We start from the raw sequence: 26,237 nt of genomic DNA on the forward strand, positions 1-26,237 counted from the left end.
AGCCTAATTGGCTCAATGTATTCTTATTGAACTATAATTTTACCTGTTTTAATTTCTTCATTCCCTGAACGGATTTTGTAGAAGTAAATTCCTTTTGCATAACCCGAAGGAATATTCCAGCTTACCACCTGATTTGGTGTCACAGTGCCTTTAAAAACTGATTTTTCGTTTCGTATTGTTTCAGAATAAACTACTATTTCAATTTCTTTATTGGTTGAAAAATTAGTAACAAAATTCACAACTTCGGTTGTTGGGTTTGGATATACCAATATCGAATCCTCTTCTGATAAAGTTCTTAAATTTTGTTTTTTAAGTGCAGAAACTCCATACAAGTTTATTTTGTTACTTGTCGAACTCTTTATTGACCTAACAATTCTAACTAACATCGCAGAAGGATCAGTCTGCAAAATTGAAATAGCACGGAAATAAGGTGCCAGATTTAAATCTTTACTAGTTTCTTCAAACCAAATCGGATCTTCTTGACTACCCAAAAACCATGAGTATCTATAGTCGCCGCCACCGCCTGTCGGCTGGCTTCCCGTTACTTGATATCCATTAATTGCAATTGTATTATTTTGTATTTCCAAAACAGGCAAAGAAATAGGAGGCACTTTAACACTTCCGCTAACAATAGTTTGACTTCCTGATTTTATAAATCTTTTTATAAATGCATTGGGATACCAAAGTAAATAATTATAAAGACTTTCAGAAAGTTCTAAATCCTTACCTGTTTCCGGAAAAGTATAAGGGTCTTCAGCCCCCAATAACATCCAAGAGTACTCATAGTGACCAAGCCCACCTGTTGGCAGACTACCACTAATAATTGAGCCATTTAATGTAATTGAATTGTTCTTTAATTCTGGTGCTGGATTTACAGTAACAGTTCTCACATTACTATCAACTGTACTAGTAATACCGTAATGATGATACGTTACCGTTCTTTTAAATTTCGTAGTTACCAAAACTTCTTGTGGATAGTAGTGCATACTTGTTGCTCCTTCAATAGGTACAAATACCCCACCACCTGTTTCTTTACTCCATTGATAACTATAACTATATCTCTGATATAACTTCCCTAAAATTTGGTCTGCATCGGTACCAACTATAAGAGGTACCGACTCACCTTCATTAATAGTTAAGTTAAATTGACTAAAAAGATAATCAAAACTAATAATATTCCAATTAGAGTTAGGAGTTGTTGGTGTAGTAGGAGTTGTAGTAGTCGCTTTCGTAACATTTATTTTATTGCTTGTATAAGATACTCCTGAATAACTCTTATACTCTACGTATAAGAATCCATCTGTGTTATCAAATTCAGATGCATTTAATGCAAGCTGAAAGCTCCTTATCGCACTATACCCCCCTAAAAAAAAGACTTGCCCTCCATTCCCTCCAGAAGGACTAATTGGCGATGCTGATAATGAAGAATTCCTTTTGTAATATACATTTACACTACCAGGGGCACTATCACTAGGTATTGAACCCGCACTAATATTTACAGTTAAAGCTATATTGACTTGGGATATATTAGTCCCGAAATTTATTGCCGTAGCATTTGTGTTATTAACAGTCATGTTAGTAACATTAACATTAAACTGACCATAAGAAAAAATACTAAAAAGAAGCAAAAAAACAAGTGTAATTTTTTTCATGTTAAATCGAATTAAAGGTTAAAAAATAACCCCGAACCAACTAAATTTAGCTAGTTCGGGGTTACTATATTATAGTATTATTTCAACAATGCATATTGAAATTTAGGAAATCCTCTCTCACCATCTTCTTTTGTTCCACCAGTAAATTTCAATTTGTAGATATTTCCAGCAGGATCTTTAACTACATAGAAACGATCAGTTCTTAAAACAAATTGCGAAACTGGAGTACCATTAGGACCAACGACACTTGTTCCTCTCCAGTTAGATCCAATATTTCTTTGATCGTCATTAAACTTTGAAGTTTCTACATTCGCTAATGCAAAATTGTCATATGAAAAAGCACTTGTAAGAACTTGATATGTTTGCGCCCCACCTTTTACGTTATTAACAACATAATCAGCAAAAAGATAAGGTGACGAACCTGTCGGGCCAGGAATTACATTTGTAAATGAAGTGAAGTTAAGATCCCATTGATTCTTTTGTGGCTCAACATTAACCGTTTTCTTACCCAATAAACTAAAGAATGTAAAATTGTATGCACTATTTTTCGAAATTACAATTTCATCATGCGTCGTAGCAGCTATATCTGCATATTGAATCTTATAATCACTTCCGCTTTTCAGAACTCTAATTTTTTTCCATCCTCTAGAAGTTCCAGCTCCAACACCTTCAGAACCTAAAGTTGCAGTAGCAGGGTTACTTCCCATGTTAATTAAATAAACTTTATTTTCAGAATCAGTTGATGAAACACCTGCAATAGCTGTATGAAGAATATCCCCTGCCGGACCGTCAACTTGACTTACAATTCCATTTCCAGGAGTAATAATCATAGTTTCGTCCGGTGTTTGTACTTCATCAATATTTGTTGTTGTCAATTTCTTTGCTGACATTTTTAATGAACCATTCAGTACTACTCTAAAATCTGAACCAGAATAAAAACCTAAGTCCCAAGAAGTTCTTACAACTGTTGTTAATTTTCCTGTGCTTAAATCAACATAAACCTGATTTGGTTCTGCAGAACCTCCAACCAAAGGAGCCAAAGCTGTACCTAATGAAGCTGTTTCATTAAAGTTTAACTGTATGGTTTTATTCCCTACTATATCAATATTAATAGAAGAACCATCAATTGTAAAAATTACATTCTTAACCTCCGCACCTACTGCATTTTTAATTTTATTAAAAGTGAATTCAGCAGACGTCGCATTTTGAGCAAAAGGTATTACTATTTTATTTGCAGCTGCTGCGGGAGCAGTTGTAAAATCTGTAGTATAAGCTGCAGCCGTAACCGTGTACGAAACTGTAATTGTTCCTGCAGAAGGTGCCGGAGTGGCAAACTTAATCTGAACTGGAGTTGCGGCACTTGTTAAATTATAGGAAGACTCCGCAAATGCGACAGCCACAGATTGTCCGTCATTATCATCATTATTACAAGCCGTAAAAGCCAGCAATACGAAAGAGAGTATTAAAATAAAGTTTTTTTTCATGATATATATTAATTAAAATTTAGATTATACGTAAGTTTAATAAAGTAAGAGCGCCCATATCCAAGCATTAAGTCTGAACTTGTGGAACCATGTGCCCCTCCGGTTGAACCTCCCCCATTCCTCACTGACTGAACGTCTGTAATGTTAAATAAGTTTCTGGCGCCAACCATTACTTCAAACTGATTTTTGAAAAACAATTTGCGAACAGAAGCATCCATCCAACTATAGGGCTTTATTTCATTTAAAAAGAATTTAGCACTTCCATCCGTATCTGTTCCTGCCACAAATTGCTGTTGCTGTCCATTATACTTATAGTACAATGCTACTAGAGTGTTCCATTTCGGGATATTATAAGAAATACTTGAATTTAACTGAAATGAATACAGATACTTATCATCAGTAGTCAGATTTAGTGCCGCCAAATCTAATTTTCTGGAAACACCAACTAAAGCCGCCCCAATTTTTACGTTCCAGTTTTTATATGAATATTGCTCAGTAGTTGATGCATTCCACATTTTATAGGCATTGATATTAACATATCGATAACTTAATGAAGGAACAACTTGAGTCAAAACCATATCGATTCTATCATCGACATTCATAAAGGTAAAGGCTACATTATTTGAAATTTGTGCTCCAGAACGAAGTTGACAAGATCTTTTAAAACTAAGCTCATATGAGGTGCTATTCTCAGGAACTAAATCGGGATTCCCCTGAACATTATGATTAGAATCTACAAAATAAGTATAAAGCTCATCAAAGTTAGGAGTACGGTATGATTTACCCATTGAAGCTCTCGTCTCTAATCCCTGTTTAAAAATATATCTTAATCCTAACGAACTAGCATACTGATTGTCAAAATTAGATTGAATCGAATAACGAAGTCCTGGACGGATAGAAAATTTATCGGTCAGATTAACCTCCGCCACAGTAAAAATATCATAATTTTCAAGTCGCTTTCTTATGTCTTTAAGCTGTTGCTGATCGTCTTTAAAAGTGCCTGCAGTCGCATCATAAAATCCATTTTCATTTGTAATTTCATAACCCAATTGAAAATCGACCTTTTTACTATTGAAAAAATTACTCAACGTTCCTGTAGAATAGAAAACTTCTTTTGATTGGTAAGTCTGCCTGTTATTATCAAACTCTTTTCCTGTTTCCATTTGATAGTTAAACCTTTCTAAATCACGTTCTTGTTTCTGATGTGAAAGAGAAACATTATAATTTAACTTCGAAAACAATTTTCCGTTAGAATTTAAATGATGATAAAATCTATTGGTTATAAAACGTTTATCATTTGCATAATAGGTTTCAGGAAAAGGGTAATTATCTTGTGGAATTAAAATTGGATTATAAAAATGAACATCCTCACCATAATAATCAAATTTGTAAAATATTTTAAAATTTCCTTTTTGATAACCTAAAAGCCCATTACCAACTAACTGATCTTTCGGAAGCCATTTATATCCTCGTGACCCATTATTCATGGCATAATCTTTCCCCTTCATATTATCATAAAAACCGGCAAAATCATTACGGTTCCCACCTATATTAACGAACCAGTTTTCGTTAAAATTATGAGCTATTTTGGCTGATTGAATATGACGGCCTTTATCAAAAAGAGCGTATTCATTACCTACAGTCTCTTCCTGAACAGTCGTGCTGATCTGCCATCTGTATCCTCCGCCTTTTTTAGTTATGATATTCAAAATACCACTTACAGCATTTGCTCCATGAGTTACTCCCATTGAACCTTCAATAATTTCGATACGTTCAACATCGTCAAGATTTACTTGTGTTAAATCGACATTAGTTCCCATTCCGGTATCACTTACTAATGGAATGTTATCAATTAATATTTTAAAATATTGCGAATCCAATCCAAACATAGAAACGGTTGAACGTCCATCACTCCCGCTATTCCTAATTGTTATATTTAAGTACTGATTCAGAACATCTGCAAGATTGTTTGCTGCCAATTGCTTAATATCTTCCTTTGAAATCACACGAACATTAAACACTGATTTTTTTATAGACTGAGGTTCTAACTGCCCGGTGACCACCACTTCAGAAAGTTTATTTACAGCCGTGGTATCTTTCTTTTGTGCAAAAGTTATTTGACAAAAAAGAAAAGCTGCAAAAAAGATAAATTTGATTTTCATTATTTTTATTCATTCTTAATAATGGCGCAAATATATAAACTATTTTTATTTGTTCTAAATAAAATACATATATTTGCGAAAATTTAAAAACAAAATAATACGTTATGATTTCAAAAAGCCTCTATTTTTCAGCTGTTATGGCTTTGACTTGTAGCCTTGGTTTCAGTCAGGATAAAAAACAACAAGACATCAAATCCATCAAATCTATGTGTGGTTGCTACGAAGTGAAGTTTAATTTCGCAGAAACTTTTCAATACGCTAAAGATTCAGCAACTTATAAACCATCAGAAACGAAACACGAATCTGCTTTGGAATGGGTTGAGTTATTAGAAGACACTCCTAACAAAATCGTAATGCAACACTTATTAATAGTAAGTGACGATATGATCATCAAACACTGGAGACAAGACTGGTTGTATGAAAACACTGATTTATACAGTTTTGACAAAGGAACTTCATGGAAATATAAAAAACTGGACAAAAAAGCAGTTAAAGGACAATGGACTCAAAAAGTATATCAGGTAGACGATAGTCCGCGTTATGAAGGATCTTCAACTTGGGTACATGTAGACGGACAAAACTACTGGGCAAACATTGCTGATGCGCCACTACCAAGAAGAGAGCAAACAAAACGTAACGATTATAATGTTTTAAAAAGAAGAAACATTCACGAAATTACTGCTACAGGTTGGAATCATGAGCAAGACAATGACAAATTAGTTCGTGATGACAGCGGAAAAGATGTTTTGTTAGCACAAGAAAAAGGGATGGATGTTTATACTAAAGTAGCAGACATTAAATGTATCGCCGGTCAAAAATGGTGGAAGGAAAACAACGCTCTTTGGAAAAATGTTCGTGACAAATGGCAAACACTTTTTGACAGACACCAAGATTTAAACTTAGAAGCTAAAGTAGACAGAAAAGCGCTTTATTCTCTTTTATTTGATTTAAAACCAACCGCTACAAAAGCAGAAACTGATGCGATCATCAACAAGTTCGTAAAATAAAAATAGTTGTGTTAGTTACAAAAAGCCGATAGTTATTGAAACTATCGGCTTTTTTATGCATAAAAAAACCGTCTGAAAATGAATTCAAACGGTCTATTACCTTCTATGTTTAATTAAAAGCTATTAGCTTACTAATTCAAAACAGCATAAATTAACTAATAAAAGGTGAATATCTTTAATCTTTTGTAATAGGTATTGGGATTATTTGCTTTGGATACAACAGAAAAAACTCTTGAGGTGGTGTTTAGAGTCTGTAAATAAAGGCATTAAGATTCCATTATATCCCTTTATTTAAAGTAGGAAAATTAATATATTATTTATTGATACACAAATAAATCTTAGCCTTTTTTTTATATTTTTATAGAAGACTAAAATCCAGCATTTTGACTTCTAAATATGGGAGAAACTAAATAAGAATCGACAAAAGAGCTAAAACAAAAAGAGCCGATAGTTTTACAACTATCGGCTCTTTATTTCTTTCAGAATCAAAAACTAGCTTCCTATAAAAATATTAGTTAGTTTCTGCACATTCAGAATACAAAACAATGTGTTTTGTTAAATCTGTCCATTTAGGCTCAGGATTTGCAGCAATTACTTTCTCACAACTTCCCCATAATGGCACGAATTCTTTTTTATAATCTCTTTTCTTTAATAAAAATACCGGTGAATCTTTTTTAGCTACGTAGTAAGATTTTGCATCTCCACCAATAAATTTCACTCCGCCAACTCCTAAAGAAGTAGTTTCTTTTGCATAAGGATCACAGTACACTTTAAACTCTTTACTGAATGAAGGATTAAGCAACTGCATTAACAATTTGCTGTTTTTCTTCTTGATTTTTACATCCGCAGTTTCAAAGTAAGCATATCCATCATTTAAAAAATCCTGGTTTAACTTAGTATCATTCCATTTTTTGAAATCCTCAAGAAAATTAAGTTTCTTTCCTAAGTTATCCAATCCACTTGGAGGTAAGTACATAAATTTAATATCTTCTGGTTTTAGTTTGTGTTTTTTTCCAGCTCCGTCTTGTAATTTGATGTACTCGATCAAACCTTTGTCTCTATCAATATCTTTAATAGTACCATTAATTTCAGTACCATCAGCCAAAGTAATGTAAGCTGTTTTACTGTGGGAAAATCCATAAGAAGGCGAAATCAAATCTTGCGCATTTACCGTGCAGCACGCTACCAGAAGCACTAGTAGTAAAAAGGAATTTTTAATCATTTGTTTTTTGGTTAAAATTTTTGCCTACTCTTGCTGTTTTCGGCTTACTCGATTATTTTTTTAACAGAATTCTCTACGTGACACCCTGTATTTACTGACTTTACAAATCTTTTTTATAAATCATTTTCTTACTGTAAACATAACCATAAAAACGAGATTTACAAATGTTAAATTGTATTTTTTATACGAAAATTCAACTCAAAAACATTCATTATTTTCGTCTTAATTGCTTTACATTTTTGAGTAAAACAATAATCTAGCATATAGAAACATAAATTTTAAAACGTGTAAAAAAACACAAAAAAAAGAGTCGATAATTTCAATTATCGACTCTTTGCATTTTATCTATTGGGCAAAAAAATTACATTCGCTCCGGAACTTCAATTCCTAATAAAGTAAACGCTGCTTTAATTACCTCAGCAACTTTTTGCGAAAGCTGCACCCTGAATACCTTTTTAGTTAAATCCGTCTCTCCTAATATATGTACCGACTGATAAAACGAATTATACTCTTTTACCAAATCATATGTATAATTAGCAATCAGAGCCGGGCTGTGATTCTGTGCTGCATTTTGAATTACTTCCGGGAAAAGCTCGATTTGTTTTACCAGCTCTTTTTCTTTTTCGTGTAATTCTTCGGTATTGGTTTTAGCAGAAAAATCAAAATCGGCTTTACGGATTATCGACTGGATTCTCGCGTAAGTATACTGAATAAACGGCCCTGTATTTCCGGCAAAATCAACAGATTCTTCCGGATTAAACAAAATACGTTTTTTAGGATCTACTTTTAAAATATAATATTTCAACGCTCCCAGACCAATGGTTTGGTACAATTTTGCTTTTTCTTCCGCCGAATAACTATCCAATTTTCCTAAATCTTCCGAAATTTGTTTGGCTGTGTCCGTCATATCCTGCATCAAATCATCGGCATCTACAACGGTTCCTTCACGGCTTTTCATTTTTCCTGAAGGCAAATCAACCATTCCGTATGACAAATGATACAAGCTTGAAGCCCAGTCAAAACCTAATTTTTTCAAAATCAGGAATAATACTTTAAAGTGATAATCCTGTTCGTTACCCACTGTGTAAACCATTCCGCCCACATCCGGCATATCTTTTACACGCTGAATTGCGGTTCCGATATCCTGTGTCATATATACAGCAGTTCCATCTGAACGCAAAACAATTTTACGATCCAAACCTTCATCGGTAAGATCAATCCAAACGGAACCGTCCGCATCTTTTTCAAAAACTCCTTTGTCCAGACCTACCTGAACTACGTCTTTTCCTAGCAAATAAGTATTGCTTTCGTAATAGTATTTATCGAAATTAACGCCCAGATTTTTATAAGTAATAGCAAAACCATCGTAAACCCATTGGTTCATCATTTTCCAAAGCGAAATTACCGCTTCATCTCCCGACTCCCATTTTTTAAGCATCTCTTGTGCTTCAATAATAATTGGAGATTGTTTTTTGGCTTCCTCTTCGGTTTTACCAGTTTCCATTAGCTGAGAAATTTCAGCTTTATAAGCTTTATCAAACTCGACATAATATTTACCTACTAATTTATCACCTTTCAAATTTGAACTTTCGGGAGTTTCACCATTTCCAAACTTCTGCCAAGCCAGCATCGATTTACAAATATGGATTCCACGGTCGTTAATAATCTGTGTTTTATATACTTTTTTTCCTGATGCTTTGATAATTTCAGCTACAGAATATCCCAACAAGTTGTTACGCACGTGACCTAAATGCAAAGGTTTATTTGTATTTGGCGAAGAATATTCGACCATAATTGCTTTGTCCTCCGGATTTGGTGTTACATACCCAAACTTTGTATTGTCTTTTATTTCATTGAAGAAATTCAAATAATAACTATCGGCAATGACGATGTTCAAAAATCCCGAAACCACATTAAATCGAGCTACTTCTGAAACATTTTCAACTAAATAATTTCCAATTTTACTGCCTAGTTCGGCAGGATTGCTTTTGATCACTTTCAACAAAGGAAAAATCACCATTGTGATATCGCCTTCAAATTCTTTTCGGGTAGTTTGAAATTCGATTTTTTCAACAGTAACATCAAATAATGCTTGTATTGCTTTTTGTATAGAAGGAGTAAGAATTTGTGATAATGACATGTAAACTTATTTTAAAGTGAGCAAATATACTGCTTATTCGTCAATTACAGAAAATCAAAAACATATTAAATCATATAAAACAATTCTAATTTCTTAAAAACTCTTCGTCTTTAAGTGTTAAAATTATCCAAAAACAAAAACGCTAACCTCTTATAAAACAGCCAGTCTTACAAAATTTTATTTTTTTTTCACTTTTTCTTGTAACATATCTTTGGCAAACGAGTCTTAATAAAGACTTCAAATTGGTTTGAAGGCAAAAAACAAAAACAAAAAAACAATCATCATCAATCCATCAAAAAATCATTATTACATTATGAAACTAAAATTCTTTCTGTTTGTATTACTGGGTGTAATAACAACAGCAAATGCACAGAATTCAGGAAGTGTTTCCGGAAAAATTACTGAAAAATCAAACAATGCTCCTATTTCTTACGCGACCATCTCGGTTAAAGAGAACGGAAAAGTAGTCGCGGGAGTTAATTCTGATGATCACGGAGATTTCTCTATCAAAAACCTGGCTTTAAAAAGTTATACGATCGAAATTCAATATATTGGATTTAGAAAATATATAGGTTCTTTAATTTTGAGCGACAACAAAAAAACAGCTACAATTAATGTATCGCTTGAAGAAGAGGCAACTCAACTTAAAGGAGTTAATATCGTAAGCGAGCGTTCGACAATCGAACAAAAAATTGACCGAAAAGTAATTACTGTCGGAAAAGATTTGACTACTGCCGGAGCTTCGGCATCTGACATTATGAACAACATTCCATCTGTGAATGTAGATCAGGACGGAAAACTTTCGCTTCGCGGAAACGATAATGTTCGTGTATTGATTGACGGAAGACCTTCGAATATTGATCCTGCTCAGTTGTTGAAACAAATTCCATCTACCTCTATCAAAAAAATTGAGTTGATTACCAACCCAAGTGCCAAGTATAATCCGGAAGGAATGTCAGGTATTATCAATATCATTTTACACAAAAATAGCAATACTGGTTTCAACGGAAGCTACAGTGGCGGAATCACTTTCGGAGAAGTTGCGAAATACAATCAGTCTTTAGATTTGAACTATAAAACCGGAAAAGTAAATTTCTTTGGTAACGTAGGACAAAATTTCGGAACTTATTATAACGATGGTTTCATCAACAGATACGATCAGGACATTCGTCAGAAAATTGATGTTGTGAACGAAAATGATTCTTACCTGTATAAAATTGGAATGGATTATTTTATCAATGACCACAATACTATATCTTTTTATACCAATCAGAACAAATCAAACGGTAAGTTTTTTGTAGACACGAATATTGATTACAGCAATGTAAGCAGTTCTGACATTAAGAATATGTTACAGAAATCAAAATATACAGGTCCGGATAACGTAGGAACTTACAATTTGGCTTACAAACATATCTTTAAAAAAGAAGGTCACACTTTAGATTTTGAAGCCAACTACAGCAACAATAAAGAAACGCAAAATGCTGGTTTTGATACACAAATAAGAAAAAAAGACAATACTACAGACAACCAGTCTTATATCGATTATATTGCTGGTACTCGTAAATTAAGTACTTTAAATGTTGATTACGTAAATCCATTAAACGACAAAACAACTCTTGAAGCAGGTGCCGAAGCCAGAATTACAAAAACGGATAACGATTATATCACTGGTAATCCGCTTGCAGCACTTCCAGTTTCTAATTACACTTACGATACTGATATTTACTCTGCTTATGTAACATTTGGTCAGAAATTTAAAAAATTCAGTTATCAGGTAGGAGCTCGTTTTGAAAGCTATAAAGTTGTAGCCAACTTAAATCATGGTCTGGATAAATTTAATGATGATTATATCACCTTATACCCATCTGCTTATTTGACGTATAACCTTAATGAGAAAAACACTTTCCAATTGAGCTACAGCCGTCGTGTTGACCGTCCGAGTTTAGAACAAACGAAACCTATTCGTGAATTTTCTACGCCGTTAATCACAGCATTAGGAAATCCTGAATTAAGACCTCAATTTACGAATTCTGTTGAAGTAAACTATACTAAAACTTTCGAAAAAGGAAGCTTTACGGCAGGTGTTTTTGTGAGAAGCATCAACGACCAAATCAGCAGAGTTTTACTTCCGGATGACACTGACCCAAGTGGTAACAAACAAATCCTGACGTATTCGAACTTTGATAACAATACTTCTTATGGTTTTGAAGCTTCGTTCACTTATAAAATTGCAAAATGGTGGGATATTTCACCATCTATTGACTTCTCAAGCATTAACCAACAAGGTATAGTGTTTGTATACGATCCGGTAACTCAAAAAAGCAGCCCTCTGGATAGAAAAATTACTGTTGGTGCTTTTAATGGGCGTATGAATTCAAACTTCAAAGTAAATAAACGTTTAAGCTTTTTATTATTCGGATTTTACAGAGGAGAAGTTGAAGGTCTTCAAAATAACAGCCATGCAATGTATAAAATGGACATGGGTTCCCGTTATACTTTGTTAAACAACAAAATGAACATTAGCTTACGTTTTAACGACGTATTCAATACAATGAAATATGCTTTTGATTCTCAGTATCCTTATTCACACTCAGGACAATTTACATGGGAGAGTCAGACGGTTTATTTAGGTTTAACATACAACTTTGGAGGGGCGAAAATCAAAAACCTACAACGTAAACAAAGAGAAGACAATACGAATAAAGGCGGTGGAGGATTATTCTAATCTAACATTACCAATCGATTTTAATAGTTTTGTATAAAAATGAAGAAGCCTGGAGTTTGCCAACTCCGGGCTTTTTTTATGAGTATTGGACAACTTTAGTTAAAATTGAATCGCTGTTTTATTCCTGCCATACTTACAATAATTAAGACTCGCCTCCTGTGTTACCTCCTTATTCTATTGAAGAAAATAAAAAATCATCCGGAATCTAAACCTACAAATTGTTAAAATTATCAAAAATTTAAAAACTAATTTACTCTAAAACAGCACCTCACAAAAAATACACTTTTAATTTTAATTTTTACTGTAACATCGGATTGGAAAGAAGGTCTCTACTGATACATTTTGAAATATTTCAAAAGAAACAATCATCAATCAAATCAATCACATGTTCATGAAATTAAAATTACTTTTACTAGTCTTACTGACTACAATGACAACTCTTCAGGCACAAACTTTCGGAACTGTTTCCGGAAAAGTTACCGAAAAATCAAACCATGCTCCTATCTCTTATGCTACCGTTTCACTTAAAGACAATGGAAAAATTGTCTTAGGAGTTAACACTGATGATAATGGCAATTTTACCATTAAAAATCTGGCTTTAAAAAATTACACGATCGAAATTCAATATATCGGATTTAAGAAATACACGGGATCTGTTATTTTAAGCGAAAATCAAAAAGAGGCTATTATCAAGATCGCTCTTGAAGAAGAAGCAACTCAGCTTAAAGGTGTAAACATTATTAGCGAGCGTTCAACCATTGAACAAAAACTGGATCGAAAAGTAATTACAGTTGGTAAAGACCTGACCACCGCCGGAGCAACAGCTTCTGAGATTATGAATAATATTCCATCTGTCAATGTAGATCAGAACGGGAAAATTTCACTTCGTGGCAATGAAAATGTAAGAGTATTAATTGACGGAAGACCCAGTAATATTGATCCGGCTCAATTGCTAAAACAAATCCCGTCTACCTCTATCAAAAAAATTGAGTTGATTACCAATCCAAGTGCCAAATACAATCCGGAGGGAATGTCAGGAATCATCAACATTATTTTACTTAAAAATACCAATATAGGTTTTAACGGGAGTTACAGCGGTGGAATAACTATTGGCGAAGCTACGAAACATAATCAATCTCTGAATTTGAATTACAAAAACGGAAAAGTAAATTTTTATGGAAACGCCGGTCAAAATTTCGGAACCTATTTTTTCGATAGCTCTCTTCAAAGATTCGATCAGGATACTCGTCAACAAATAGACTTTAAATCAAATGCCGATTCACATCTCTATAAAATTGGTATGGATTATTTTATTGACGCACAAAACACTATTTCTTTTTACACTAATCAAAGTAAATACAATCAGGACGTATTTGTTGACGCCAATATAAACTACAATAATAATCCTGAAATCACCAACATCTTGCAAAATTCCAGATACTTTGGACCTCAAAAACTGGGAACTTATAATCTGGCGTACAAACATCTCTTTAAAAAAGAAGGCCACACCCTGGACATTGAAGGAAACTACAGTAATTACAATGCCACTCAACAAGGAAATTTTAACACTCAAAACAGTTCTCCTGACCATACCGTAAAAAAGGTAAGCCATACTGATTTAAACAAAAGCCATCGCAAACTAAGTACAGTAAACCTGGACTATGTTAATCCTATAAACGAAAAGACAACTCTCGAACTGGGTGCCGAAGCCAGGATCACAAAATCTGAGAATAATTATGCCCTAACAAACCCTTCTGATCTTACCGGAAATCAACCGATACATTATACTTATGATACTGATATTTATTCTGCTTATGCCACCTTTGGTCAGAAATTCAGTAAATTCAGTTATCAATTAGGAGCTCGTTTTGAAAGCTATAAAGCAGCTGCTAATTTTAATTCTGGCCAGGATAAGTTTAATGATGATTATTTAACACTCTATCCATCGGCCTATTTTACCTATACTCTAAATGCAAAAAACACCATACAGCTTAGTTATAGCCGTCGTGTAGACCGCCCTAGTTTAGAGCAGACAAGACCAATTCGCGAGTTTTCTACCCCACTGGTAACGACATTGGGAAATCCGGAACTAAGACCTCAATTTACTAATTCAGTAGAGCTTAATTATACTAAAACCTTAGAAAAGGGAAGTTTTACTTTTGGAGTTTACGTCAGAAGTATCAACGATCAGATCAGCAGGGTCACATATCCGGACAAGACGGATACTGCCGGTAATAAACTAATCGAATCTTATACCAACTTTGACCGTAACTCTGCTTATGGATTTGAAGCTTCTTTTAATTACAAAATCACAAAATGGTGGGACATCTCTCCGTCTATTGACTTTTCAAGTATCAATCAACAAGGAATTGTTTTTTCACTGAATCCTACAACAAACATAGGAATACCACTTGAGCGAAAAATTACAGTTTCGGCTTTAAACAGCCGTATCAGTTCTAATTTTAAACTCAACAAACGCATGAGCTTTTTACTATTCGGATTCTACACCGGGCCAACTGACGGCCTGCAAAGTAACAGTCATGAAATGTACAAAATCGATGCAGGCGCTCGTTATACTTTGCTAAACGACAAAATGAATATAAGCCTTCGCTTTAATGATATTTTCGATACTATGAAATATTCTTTTGATGCGCAATATCCTTATCCGCACGCAGGACAGAACACTTGGGAAAACCAAACTGTTTATTTAGGTCTGACTTATAATTTTGGAGGGGCAAAAATTACCGGTATGAACCGTAAAGAAAGAGGGGAAAACAATATCGGCAGCAGCAGTGGAGTCCTTTAATACCGTTTTCATAACCAAAGTTTAGTTATTTATTTGAAAATAAAAGTCCGGAGTTACGAAACTCCGGACTTTTGTCATTTATATATTGATTCCGTTTACAGGAAGTTTTTTAATTCTTTTATTTCCTCAGGATTTGCTTTTTCGGTTTGATCTGTAATCGCAGACGAATGATAAAAAGTAGGCTGCAATTTTTCCTGTAATAATTTGATATTTGAAGAGCGCAAACCGCCTCCGGGCATAATTTCAATTCGGTCAGCCGCTAATTTTTGGATAACTGCTAAATCAAAAATTCCTTCTTCAACATTTTTACCCCTTCCGGAAGTTAGTATTGTTTGAAAACCGCATCCAATTACATCTTCCAATCCTTGTTCAATAGAATTTACAACATCAAAAGCACGGTGAAAAGTACACGAAAGCGGACTAGCTAATTGTACCAATTCCAGATTCTGCTCTTTATTAACACTACCGTCCTGATTTAAAATTCCAAAAACAAAACCATCAACTCCAAGTGCTTTAAATTGTTTAATATCTTGTTTCATTTCCAGAAACTCTTCTTCTGTATAAACAAAATCACCACCGCGAGGCCGAATGATTACATGCATTTTAATGGTTAGTTTCTCCCGAACTCTTTCTGCTGTTATCAAATTTGGCGTTGTCCCGCCAAGCTGCATATCATCGCACAATTCGATTCTGTCCGCACCATTGTCTTGCGAAATTATTGCCGATTCGTAATTGAAACAGGCTATTTCCAGTTGATTTTTTTTCATTTGATTGATTTAAAAATTGCATCGGCTTGATGATGCTGAACAAAAATATAAATTAAAAACGGAACGGTCAAAGCGAGAGAAGTCAAAGGTTAGGGAAGCAAGAACGATGACTTCGACTCCGCTCAGCCTGACATAAAAAAAACCTGCTCTAAAAAAGAGCAGGTTTTGAAATATAATGCAAGATGAATTAATTACCATTTAATAATTGCGCTTGCCCAGGTAAAACCACTACCAAAAGCAGCCAAAACCACTGTATCTCCTGATTTAATTTTTCCTTGCTCCCATGCTTCAGTCAAAGCAATCGGAATAGAGGCAGCAGTAGTATTTCCGTACTTTTGAATATTATTATGTACCTGATCATCGCTCAATTTGAATTTATTTTGAATGAATTGCGAAATTCTTAAATTAGCCTGATGTGGAATCAACATATCGATATCTGAAACCTGTAAGCCGTTTGCTTCTAATCCTTCATTGATTACTTCCGCAAAACGAACTACAGCATTTTTAAATACAAATTGTCCATTCATGTACGGATAATAACTTTCGTCATTTGGATCATTATCCGCAATAATATCAGTCACCCAACGCGCTCCCATTCCCGGTGCCTGTAAAGCCAATTCTTCGGCATGCTGTCCTTCTGAATGCAAATGCGTAGATAAAATTCCTTTTGTCAAATCTTCTTCACGGCTTAAAACCGCTGCTCCTGCTCCATCTCCAAAAATTACCGACACGCCACGACCACGAGTAGTCATATCCAGTCCTGTCGAATGTACTTCTGAACCAATCACCAGAATATTTTTGTACATTCCGGTTTTGATATATTGATCAGCTACCGACAATGCGTACACAAAACCTGAACATTGATTTCTAACATCCAGCGCTCCTACCGTACGCAATCCTAAATCACGTTGTACCAAAACTCCCGGCCCTGGAAAATAATAATCGGGACTTAAGGTCGCAAAAACTACAAAATCAATATCTTCTTTGGCTACGCCAGAACGTTCTATAGCAATTTTAGCTGCTTTTACTCCCATTGTAGTTGTGGTGTCTTCTCCACGAATAATATGTCTACGCTCCTGAATTCCAGTTCTCTCCTGAATCCATTCATCATTGGTATCAATTATCTTAGACAAATCATCGTTGGTCACAACATTTGAAGGGACATAATATCCTAAGCCCGCTATTTTTGAATGATACATATTGTTTTATTATTTGTTAAAAAATTGTAATGCAAATTTAAGTATACTTTAAAACATTAGCGTCCAAATTAGTGTTTTTTTCGTAATTGGCAATTTAATATACTTTAATTATACACCGAATTCTGACAGATTAAATTCCGAAAAAACAGTTTTAACCTCAAAAACATGAAAAGTATCAAAAATAACGCATAAAATGTAACAAGTTTAAAGTACTTTAGTCAAACATATACGAATACCTATTTTAAATCCCTAAAATTCAAATTATGAAATTAAAGGTCACATTACTCTTATTTCTTAACGTTGGCTTTTTTGCCTTTGCACAGGAAAATCTCACCTACCAAAAACCATCGAAATCTATTTTAGATTTAGCCGATTACGAAAAAGCTCCTACGGTATCTATGGATACTAAAAAAGAAAATATGCTACTGTTGTACAGGAGCACATACAAAACACTTGATGATTTAAATCAGGACGAACTTCGTTTGGGAGGTTTAAGAATTAATCCGGTAACAAACATTTCCAGCTCGGTAACGTATACTACCAATCTTAAATTAAAAAAAATTAACGGTAAAGAAGGAGAAGTTCAGGTTGCAGGATTACCGGAAAACCCAAAAATAAGCAATATCCTTTGGTCTCCAAATGACAAGAAAATATTGTTTTCACACACCACAAGTACTGGTGTTGAACTTTGGTTTGTGGATGTTGCAACTGCAAAAGCAACAAAACTTACCGAGGCAACGGTCAATGCCAATCTGGGAAATCCGTTTAGCTGGTTTTTAGACAACGAAACTATTTTGGTAAAAATGCTTCCGAAAAACAGAAAACCACTTTTGGATGCTAAAAAAGATCTTCCAACAGGTCCGATTGTCTCTAACACTGCGGGAACAAAATCTCAAAACAGAACATACCCTGATATGTTAAAAAATCAAAATGACGAAATTAATTTTGAAAATATCATTACTTCTGAACTGTATAAAGTTAATCTTAACGGAACTGCCACTTTATTTAAAGAAGCAGCAATGTATTCCGGTGAAAAAATTTCGCCAGACGGTAACTTCATTATGTTAACAACGATTCAAAAACCGTTTTCATATGTGGTGCCTTTATACAGATTCCCATCCCGAACTATTGTTTATGATGCAAGAGGAAAAGAGATTAAATTAGTTAACGACGTTCCCTTAAACGAAATAATCCCAAAAGGTTTTATGGCTGTTCGAAAAGGGAAAAGAGAAATGGCCTGGAGAAATGACAAACCGGCAACCTTATCTTATGTAGTGGCTTTGGACGAAGGAGATCCTGCAAACAAAGTCGATTTTAGAGATGAAGTTTTTCTTTGGGACGCTCCTTTTACAAATGAAGGAACTTCTTTAGTAAAAGTACCACAACGTTACGCCGATATTACATGGGGGAACGACAACATTGCTTTTTTAACGGATCAATGGTACGACACCCGTAATACAAAAATCTATTTGATCAATCCATCAAATCCTGCCCAACAACCAAAAGTGATTACGGACAGAAACCAACAGGATGTTTATTCAGATCCGGGAGTTTTTGAAACCAGAAAGAACGAATACAACAAATATGTTCTGGCAATTGAAAAAGACAATGCTTACCGTATTGGAGAAGGATACACAAAAGAAGGACAATTTCCTTTTATAGATGAATTCAATCTAAAAACATTACAATCAAAACGCATCTATACTTCAGCTTACAAAGACAAAAAAGAAGATTTAATCGAAATTGAAGATTTTAAATCAGGAAAAGTTTTAGTACAAATTCAGTCTAAGAGTGAATATCCGAATTATTACTTTAGAAATATTAAAAAGCAAAACAGCTTAACACCGATTACTTCTTTCAAGAATCCGTTTGAAAGCATTAAAAATGTGAGCAAAGAAGTGATCAAATACAAACGTAAAGATGGTGTTGAACTTTCAGGAACTTTATACTTACCAGCTGGTTATGATAAAGTAAAAAAAGAGAAATTACCTTTATTAATCTGGGCTTACCCTGCTGAATACAAGGACAAAAACAGCGCGGGACAATCAACTCAAAATTCAAACGAATTCACAACTCCTTATTACGGATCATTCGTGTATTGGGTAACTAAAGGATATGTGGTTTTAGACGATGCTGCTTTTCCAATCATTGGTGAAGGTACTACGGAACCAAATGATAATTTCATTTCTCAGTTGGTAGACAACGCTGCTGCGGCAATTGATGCCGTTGATGCTTTAGGATACATCAACCGCAAAAAAGTAGCTGTTGGAGGACATTCCTATGGTGCTTTTATGACTGCAAACTTACTGACACACTCGAACCTTTTTGCTTGTGGAATTGCCCGAAGCGGTGCTTACAACAGAACGCTGACCCCATTTGGATTCCAGACTGAACAACGTAATTACTGGGAAGTTCCAGAAGTTTACACAGCAATGTCTCCTTTTATGAATGCAGACAAAATGAAAACACCTCTTTTGTTAGTACATGGTGAAGCCGACAATAATCCAGGAACTTTTACTTTACAGACAGAGCGTTATTATCAGGCTTTGAAAGGTTTGGGAGCAACTGCAAGAATGGTTATTCTACCTAAAGAGGCACATAGTTATGTTGCCAAAGAAAACATCCTACACCTACTTTGGGAACAAGATCAGTTTTTAGAAAAGTATTTAAAAAACTAGATTTCTTTAAATAATGTATAAATAAAACCCCGACAGTTAAAAAAGCTGTCGGGGTTTTATTTATATAACATTAAAAAGAATTATCCAATTTTCTAATGGACAAATTATCTAATTACAAATAATTCAAACCTAAAAATATTTCCTGTTCCAGAGGCAAATCGATTTCACTTTCAAAAAACACCAGCTGTCTTTTATAAACTGTTTCAATAAGATAATGATTCCCTCTAAAATAAGTTCTCCTGATTTTTACTGGCAGATTCGATTCTGTAACCATTTTAAATTGATGTGGATATACCAGGGTTTTATGCGTTTGATCTTCATAAGGAACCAACAGATAAGTAGGAACTTCGTTAACCTCTCCAAAAAGAGATGCTACGTACTTCGTTTCAGGATCTTCATAAATTTTAGTTGGATTATCCTTAACCAGAACCTCTCCATTTCGCATCACAATTGCTTCATCGGCAAATGACAAAGCATCTGTACTGTCGTGTGTTGCAATGATGCAGGTAATTCCTTTTTGCTTTAAGTAACGAAATAAATTTCGGCGTAATGCATTTTTTCTGAAAGCATCAATTTGACTGAAGGGTTCGTCCAATAAAATCACTTCGGGTTCCAAAGCCAGAACTCGCACCAAAGCAACTCTTTGCTGCTGTCCACCGCTCAAAAACTTAGCTTTTACGTTCGAGAACTGCTCCATTTCTACCATTTCCAACAATTCCTGAACGCGCAATTTTTTCATATTTGCAAAACCATTCGACAGAAACTTCCCTACATTTTCGGCCACTGTTTCAAAAGGAGACAAATCAAAATCCTGTGCCAGATATTTCATAAAAGGCATTCCAGGAATCAGATTGTATTTTGGACCTAAAATAGGTTTTTCATTGTAAAAAATCTTGCCTTCGTCTAAGTTGTACAAGCCGTACATTAACTTTAGGAGTGTACTTTTTCCGCAGCCGCTCTCACCAATAATGGCAATATTCTCACCTTTATTTATAGTAAAAGAAACATTTTTTATAACAGGGTTTTCGGTATACGAAAAAGAAATATTTTGAATGTCAAGCATGGGTTATATTTGAAAGGCCAAATTTACAATGTTTAATTTCTAAAGTCAAAAAAAAGCTGCTTCAATTATGAAACAGCTTTTAAGAAATTTTATTGCGTTCGAAAATTATTTTCCAGCCTGAGCTTTAGCGTCATTTACCATTTTATCATTTGCAGTGATCGAAAACTCTACACGACGGTTTTGTGCTCTTCCTTCAGGAGTATCGTTTGGTGCAATTGGATCAACAATACCTAAACCTGAAGTTTTAAAACGGCTTGATTTTAATCCTTTAGAAACTAAATAAGCCTGTACAGAAGCAGCTCTTTGTCCTGAAAGCGTCAGGTTGTACTCTGGTCTTCCAGTATTATCAGTGTATCCAAAAATTTGAATATCAGTATCTCCATATTCGCTAAATACTGGTACCAATTTATCTAGATTAGCTTTAGCCTGCGGTGTTAAAGAAGATTTATTCGTATCAAAACGAACTGCATTTTCATTTAAGGTTAAGTGAATTCCTTCTCCAACTCTTTCTACATCTGCACCTGGTAAAGCCTGATCAATTTCACGGGCTTGTTTGTCCATTTTATTTCCAATTAGAGCACCTGTTCCTCCACCTACAGCAGCTCCAATTGCAGCTCCTAAGGCAGCGTTTCCGCCTTTTCCTAGGTTATTTCCTAAAACAGCCCCTATAATACCACCCGCAACTACTCCAATTCCGGCTCCTTTTTGAGTATTATTTGCATTTTTTACGGAATCACAACTTGTAAAAAAACTTGCCAATACAAGTAAACTACTCAAACCTAAAACTGTTATTTTTCTCATCTTTCTCTATTTTTAATATTAATTGGCTCTTTGAAACTGGTAAACTACATCTTTCGTTTGTCCACCCACATTAATGTTATCGATCAACTGAAATGAACTCTCAGTTAAACCTGCAACTTTTAGTAAGTAACCATCTCTCACTTTTTTTGCTTTGATACCGGCATCCAGAATCTTAAGCACAAACAATCCCTGATTGTTAATACTCCAAACAATCGGAGAACTAAATCCGGTACAGCTTGCCGCTGTCAAAGCCATTGTTCCCTTATTATTATTGGAGATAAAACTCCATGTACTTCCAATAAAACATTTAGAATCTGCAAGATCGAAAGAATTTACCTTGATATATTCAGAACCTGGATAAGACACATTGGTTAACACCCAATTTCCTTTAAGAGCTACTTGAGAAGGTCTGTCAAGTTTAGTCGATAACGTAGTTGCTCCAGATGAAGCTGTTGTAGACGAAGCTGATTTACACGCGAAAAACATCGTGGCGATCATGCAAATGAAAATAATTTTCTTCATTTTGTACATTTTTTTTAGAGTTAATACTGACACGTTTAACAATTATTATACCACAAAGATACAATTCATAGGGATACCTTCCGTTTCAGAATCTAATTATTTTCTTTCAAGATTAACACTTGCGCCATTTTGTCACCCAAAAAAACATTGGTATTCTATTTGAAGAAATGAAAATCATCACATTAAACTAAAAAAATAAAAAATATGACAACAGGTAAAATTAATGTTTCGGTAGAAAACATCTTTCCCTTAATCAAAAAATTCTTATACAGCGATCACGAAATTTTCTTGCGTGAGCTGGTTTCAAACGGAACTGATGCTACTTTAAAGCTAAAACACCTTATTAGTATTGGTGAAGCCAAAGTAGAGTACGGAAATCCGATTATTGAAATTAAAGTAGACAAAGAAGGTAAAAAAATCCACATTATCGATCAGGGTCTTGGAATGACAGCTGACGAGGTTGAAAAATACATCAACCAGGTTGCCTTTTCAGGAGCTGAAGAATTCCTGGACAAATACAAAGATTCTGCTAAAGATTCCGGAATTATTGGTCACTTTGGTCTTGGCTTCTATTCTGCGTTTATGGTTGCAGAGAAAGTAGAAATCATCACAAAATCATACAAAGACGAACCGGCTGCACACTGGACTTGTGACGGAAGCCCTGAATTTACTTTAGAGCCAGCTGACAAGACTTCACGTGGTACTGAAATTATTTTGCATATTGCCGAAGATTCTCTTGAATTTTTAGAAGATTCAAAAATCAGCGGATTATTAAATAAATACAATAAGTTTATGCCAGTTCCAATTAAATTTGGAACCAGAACGGAAACACTTCCAAAACCGGAAGATGCTCCTGAGGATTACGTAAATGAAACTGTTGAAACTGACAACATCATCAACAATCCAAATCCGGCATGGACTAAACAACCTAGCGAATTATCTGACGAAGACTATAAAAACTTCTACAGAGAATTGTATCCAATGCAGTTCGAAGATCCGTTGTTCAATATTCATTTAAATGTAGACTACCCTTTTAACTTAACCGGAATTTTGTACTTCCCTAAGTTAGGTTCGGACATGCAGATTCAGAAAGATAAAATTCAATTGTATCAAAACCAGGTTTACGTTACAGATAACGTAGAAGGAATTGTACCTGAATTTTTAACGATGTTGAAAGGTGTTATTGACTCTCCGGACATCCCATTGAACGTTTCTCGTTCAGGCTTACAAGCTGATGGTGCAGTTAAGAAAATCTCCAACTACATTACTCGTAAAGTAGCGGATAAACTGAAAACTTTATTCAATGAAAATCGTGCTGATTTTGAGCAAAAATGGAACGATATTAAAATTGTTTTAGAGTACGGAATGCTTTCTGAAGATAAATTCTACGAAAAAGCTGGTGCGTTTGTATTATACCCAACAGTTGACGGTACTTATTTTACTCTTGAAGAATTAAAAGAAAAACTAAAAGAAAACCAAACCGACAAAGACGGAAAACTGGTAGTCCTTTACGCTGGAAACAAAGACGCACAGCACTCTTATATTGAAACAGCAAAAGAAAAAGGATATGAAGTATTGCTTTTAGATTCACCTATTATCTCACACTTAATTCAAAAAATTGAAGGTGACAACAGCGATTTAACTTTTGTACGTGTAGATTCTGATCACATTGATAATTTGATCAAAAAAGACGAAAACACGATTTCTAAATTGTCTGATGAAGAAAAAGAAGCTTTAAAAACATCTTTAGAAACATATATCCCCAAAGCATACTCTGTACAACTGGAAGCCATGGACAGTCAAGCCGCTCCATTTATCATCACGCAACCTGAATTTATGCGCAGAATGAAAGAAATGAGCCAGTCAGGTGGAGGCGGAATGTTCGGAATGGGCAATATGCCGGAAATGTACAATTTAATTGTAAACACTAATTCTGATTTAGCAACAAACATCCTGAACACAGAAGACAAAACACATCAGGAACACTTGGTAAAACAAGCCTTAGATTTAGCTAAATTATCGCAAAACCTATTAAAAGGAGAAGCTTTAACTGCTTTTGTGAAAAGAAGTTTTGAAATGATTAAATAAGGCTTATAGCAATACAAGTTTACAAAATTAGAATTTAAGCCCTGCAAATAAACTTGCAGGGCTTTTTACTTTTAGAAAAACAGCCCTCAATCAAGCCCCTTTGAATCCAATTGATTTTTTTATTGCATTTCATTTTTTTCATTACATTTGATCGCCTTTTAATCTAATCAAAAAACAAAAACTACTATGAAAAAAACAGCATTTTTACTCCTAACCATTTGTGCAACAACACTAACACAAATTTCCTGTTCAGGCAATGACGAGACAAACAAACAATCTGAATCCGACATTACTTCAGTTGGAGCCTCTCTTACCATTGATGCCATAAATGATATGGACATCAAAACCGGGTTAATTGTTACAACAAAAAACACCTCCTCAGCAAAATCAGACGAGACAACGCCTGGAATCTGTGGCGCAATTACAATTACACAACAAAGCCCAACCTCTTATCCTAAAGTTTTCACCGTTGATTACGGAACCGGATGTACCGACAATCTGATCAACAGAAAAGGAAAATTAAAAATCACGCTTTCAGGACCAATAATTACTACCGGAAGCAAAATAACCATCGAAAGAATCGACTATTCTTTTAATGGCATAAAATTGGAAGGAACAATAGAATACACCAACACAACAACTGTGGCAACTGTACCACAATGGAGCCGAAAAGTGACCAACGGAAAGTTCACTGATTTAGAAGGCCGAGTTTACCTTAACTCAGGAAACTGGACTGTAAAACAAACTGCAGGTGTCGACACCCCTTATGTTCTGGAAGACAATACGTATGAAATGACTGAAGGAAACCACTCCATCACCAGTTCAAACGGAGCCGTACTAACCTTAACCGTTCAGGAATCATTGATAAAAAAATATGCTTGCGATTTTATTTCCAAAGGAAAACTAAAAGTTCAGGGCAATTTACTAAACGGAGTGGTCGATTATGGCAACAATGATTGCGACAAAAAATTCACTTATACGAACGAAAACGGAACTACCTTTAATCTCTCCATGTAATACTCTTTAATTCCCAAAAATATCAAATCCCAATTTAGAAATAAATTGGGATTTATTTTTTCGCAAAATTTAAATGCTACCACAGTACATTCAAACTATTTTCTTTATTTTGCAGCAAAATCTAAAAAACCAATGAAAAAATCAATTATTGCTTTTGTTACACTTGCCCTATTAGCATCTTGCAGCAAAAAAGAATCAACTGACGGCTTGCACCTTACAGGAAATATAAAAGGATTAAAAAACGGGACTTTATACATTCAAAGAATTGTTGACACTACACTCGTTGCTATTGACAGCATCAAAATAGACGGAAATTCTTCGTTTGAAAGCAATGTAAAACTAGAGTCACCTGAAATGCTTTATTTATTCCTGGATCGTGGGGTAACCAATTCACTGGATAACAATGTTATGTTTTTTGCAGAACCGGGAAACATCAACATTGACACGAACTTAGACAACTTTATTTATGGCGCAAAAATCACAGGATCTAAAAATCAGGAATTATACGAAGAATATAAAAAAATCAATTCCCGTTTTAATGACGAAAGCCTTGCCATGGTAGAATCTAAATTTAAAGCTGTAAAAAGACAAGATCAAAAAGCCATTGACAGCATTAACATCAAACAGGAGTCTAACATCAAAAGAAAGTACTTATACGCTACCAACTTTGCCCTTAATAATAAAGATCACGAAATAGCCCCTTATATTGCTTTAGCTGAGATCTACGACATCAATATTAAGTTTTTGGATACAATTCAAAAATCAATGACGCCAAAAGTAGCAAGTTCACTATACGGCAAAAAACTAACAAAATACGTTGCTGACATCAAAAAAGAGCAACAAAAATAAATCCTAATAAAAAATGTCCTGACTATTCAGGACATTTTTTTTATACTAAATT

General features: G+C 34.5%; 17 protein-coding genes. 7 read left to right on the forward strand and 10 right to left on the reverse strand.

All coding sequences use genetic code 11. The features are described 5' to 3' along the window. Nucleotides 1-23 precede the first annotated feature (23 nt). The 3 genes from OGZ34_RS01185 to OGZ34_RS01195 all read right to left on the reverse strand — a co-directional run bounded on the left by OGZ34_RS01185 (nucleotide 24) and on the right by OGZ34_RS01195 (nucleotide 5,298). A complete protein-coding gene (locus OGZ34_RS01185) occupies nucleotides 24-1,652 on the reverse strand; it encodes a T9SS type A sorting domain-containing protein (protein WP_173968308.1) in 1,629 nt (542 codons plus the stop codon). 77 nt (nucleotides 1,653-1,729) lie between these two features. Next, on the reverse strand, nucleotides 1,730-3,136 hold the full coding sequence (locus OGZ34_RS01190) for an HmuY family protein (protein ID WP_263361909.1): 1,407 nt from the start codon (nucleotides 3,134-3,136) through the stop codon (nucleotides 1,730-1,732). Nucleotides 3,137-3,144: 8 nt separating this feature from the next. Beyond that, complete coding sequence (locus OGZ34_RS01195) at nucleotides 3,145-5,298, reverse strand: TonB-dependent receptor plug domain-containing protein (RefSeq protein WP_173968306.1); 2,154 nt, start codon at nucleotides 5,296-5,298, stop codon at nucleotides 3,145-3,147. Between the two features lie 104 nt (nucleotides 5,299-5,402). Here OGZ34_RS01195 and OGZ34_RS01200 point away from each other — a divergent pair, with 104 nt between their 5' ends. Beyond that, nucleotides 5,403-6,305, forward strand: a complete 903-nt coding sequence (locus OGZ34_RS01200) for a DUF6607 family protein (protein ID WP_173968305.1) — start codon at nucleotides 5,403-5,405, stop codon at nucleotides 6,303-6,305. 511 nt (nucleotides 6,306-6,816) lie between these two features. Here OGZ34_RS01200 and OGZ34_RS01205 read toward each other — a convergent pair. Together OGZ34_RS01205 and argS are read right to left on the reverse strand one after the other, a co-directional pair. Further along, complete coding sequence (locus OGZ34_RS01205; protein ID WP_263361910.1) at nucleotides 6,817-7,527, reverse strand: YgdI/YgdR family lipoprotein; 711 nt, start codon at nucleotides 7,525-7,527, stop codon at nucleotides 6,817-6,819. Between the two features lie 361 nt (nucleotides 7,528-7,888). Further along, nucleotides 7,889-9,667: an arginine--tRNA ligase gene (argS, locus tag OGZ34_RS01210; protein ID WP_263361911.1), complete on the reverse strand. Its 1,779-nt coding sequence runs from the start codon at nucleotides 9,665-9,667 to the stop codon at nucleotides 7,889-7,891. 313 nt (nucleotides 9,668-9,980) lie between these two features. On the opposite strand from argS, the gene OGZ34_RS01215 reads away from it, so the two are divergent. Beyond that, nucleotides 9,981-12,395, forward strand: coding sequence for a TonB-dependent receptor family protein (locus tag OGZ34_RS01215; protein WP_263361912.1), 2,415 nt, complete (start codon nucleotides 9,981-9,983; stop codon nucleotides 12,393-12,395). A gap of 391 nt (nucleotides 12,396-12,786) precedes the next feature. Continuing rightward, on the forward strand, nucleotides 12,787-15,201 hold the full coding sequence (locus tag OGZ34_RS01220) for a TonB-dependent receptor domain-containing protein (RefSeq protein WP_263361913.1): 2,415 nt from the start codon (nucleotides 12,787-12,789) through the stop codon (nucleotides 15,199-15,201). 95 nt (nucleotides 15,202-15,296) lie between these two features. Here OGZ34_RS01220 and OGZ34_RS01225 read toward each other — a convergent pair whose 3' ends face one another. After that, a complete protein-coding gene (locus tag OGZ34_RS01225) occupies nucleotides 15,297-15,968 on the reverse strand; it encodes a copper homeostasis protein CutC (protein WP_263361914.1) in 672 nt (223 codons plus the stop codon). A 191-nt stretch (nucleotides 15,969-16,159) separates the two neighbouring features. Further along, nucleotides 16,160-17,167: a 3-oxoacyl-ACP synthase III family protein gene (locus OGZ34_RS01230; RefSeq protein WP_173968299.1), complete on the reverse strand. Its 1,008-nt coding sequence runs from the start codon at nucleotides 17,165-17,167 to the stop codon at nucleotides 16,160-16,162. A gap of 263 nt (nucleotides 17,168-17,430) precedes the next feature. On the opposite strand from OGZ34_RS01230, the gene OGZ34_RS01235 reads away from it, so the two are divergent. Further along, a complete protein-coding gene (locus tag OGZ34_RS01235) occupies nucleotides 17,431-19,845 on the forward strand; it encodes an alpha/beta hydrolase family protein (RefSeq protein WP_263361915.1) in 2,415 nt (804 codons plus the stop codon). A 112-nt stretch (nucleotides 19,846-19,957) separates the two neighbouring features. Here OGZ34_RS01235 and OGZ34_RS01240 read toward each other — a convergent pair whose 3' ends face one another. From OGZ34_RS01240 to OGZ34_RS01250, 3 genes are all read right to left on the reverse strand, one after another. Next, nucleotides 19,958-20,908 carry an ABC transporter ATP-binding protein gene (locus OGZ34_RS01240; RefSeq protein WP_173968297.1) on the reverse strand — a complete coding sequence of 317 codons (951 nt, stop codon included), beginning with the start codon at nucleotides 20,906-20,908 and terminating at the stop codon, nucleotides 19,958-19,960. Between the two features lie 105 nt (nucleotides 20,909-21,013). Further along, complete coding sequence (locus OGZ34_RS01245; RefSeq protein WP_173968296.1) at nucleotides 21,014-21,709, reverse strand: OmpA family protein; 696 nt, start codon at nucleotides 21,707-21,709, stop codon at nucleotides 21,014-21,016. A gap of 18 nt (nucleotides 21,710-21,727) precedes the next feature. Further along, the gene (locus tag OGZ34_RS01250) at nucleotides 21,728-22,231 is read right to left on the reverse strand and encodes a lipocalin family protein (protein ID WP_173968295.1); all 504 of its coding nucleotides are present in this window, start codon (nucleotides 22,229-22,231) and stop codon (nucleotides 21,728-21,730) included. A 204-nt stretch (nucleotides 22,232-22,435) separates the two neighbouring features. On the opposite strand from OGZ34_RS01250, the gene htpG reads away from it, so the two are divergent. From htpG to OGZ34_RS01265, 3 genes are all read left to right on the forward strand, one after another. Beyond that, nucleotides 22,436-24,319, forward strand: a complete 1,884-nt coding sequence (gene htpG, locus OGZ34_RS01255) for a molecular chaperone HtpG (protein WP_173968294.1) — start codon at nucleotides 22,436-22,438, stop codon at nucleotides 24,317-24,319. A 186-nt stretch (nucleotides 24,320-24,505) separates the two neighbouring features. Next, nucleotides 24,506-25,336 carry a hypothetical protein gene (locus tag OGZ34_RS01260; RefSeq protein WP_263361916.1) on the forward strand — a complete coding sequence of 277 codons (831 nt, stop codon included), beginning with the start codon at nucleotides 24,506-24,508 and terminating at the stop codon, nucleotides 25,334-25,336. A gap of 132 nt (nucleotides 25,337-25,468) precedes the next feature. Continuing rightward, complete coding sequence (locus OGZ34_RS01265) at nucleotides 25,469-26,185, forward strand: DUF4369 domain-containing protein (RefSeq protein ID WP_173968292.1); 717 nt, start codon at nucleotides 25,469-25,471, stop codon at nucleotides 26,183-26,185. The last annotated feature ends 52 nt before the right edge of the window (nucleotides 26,186-26,237 follow it).

The organism is Flavobacterium collinsii (assembly GCF_946903285.1).
GTDB classification, from domain to species: Bacteria; Bacteroidota; Bacteroidia; order Flavobacteriales; family Flavobacteriaceae; genus Flavobacterium; species Flavobacterium collinsii.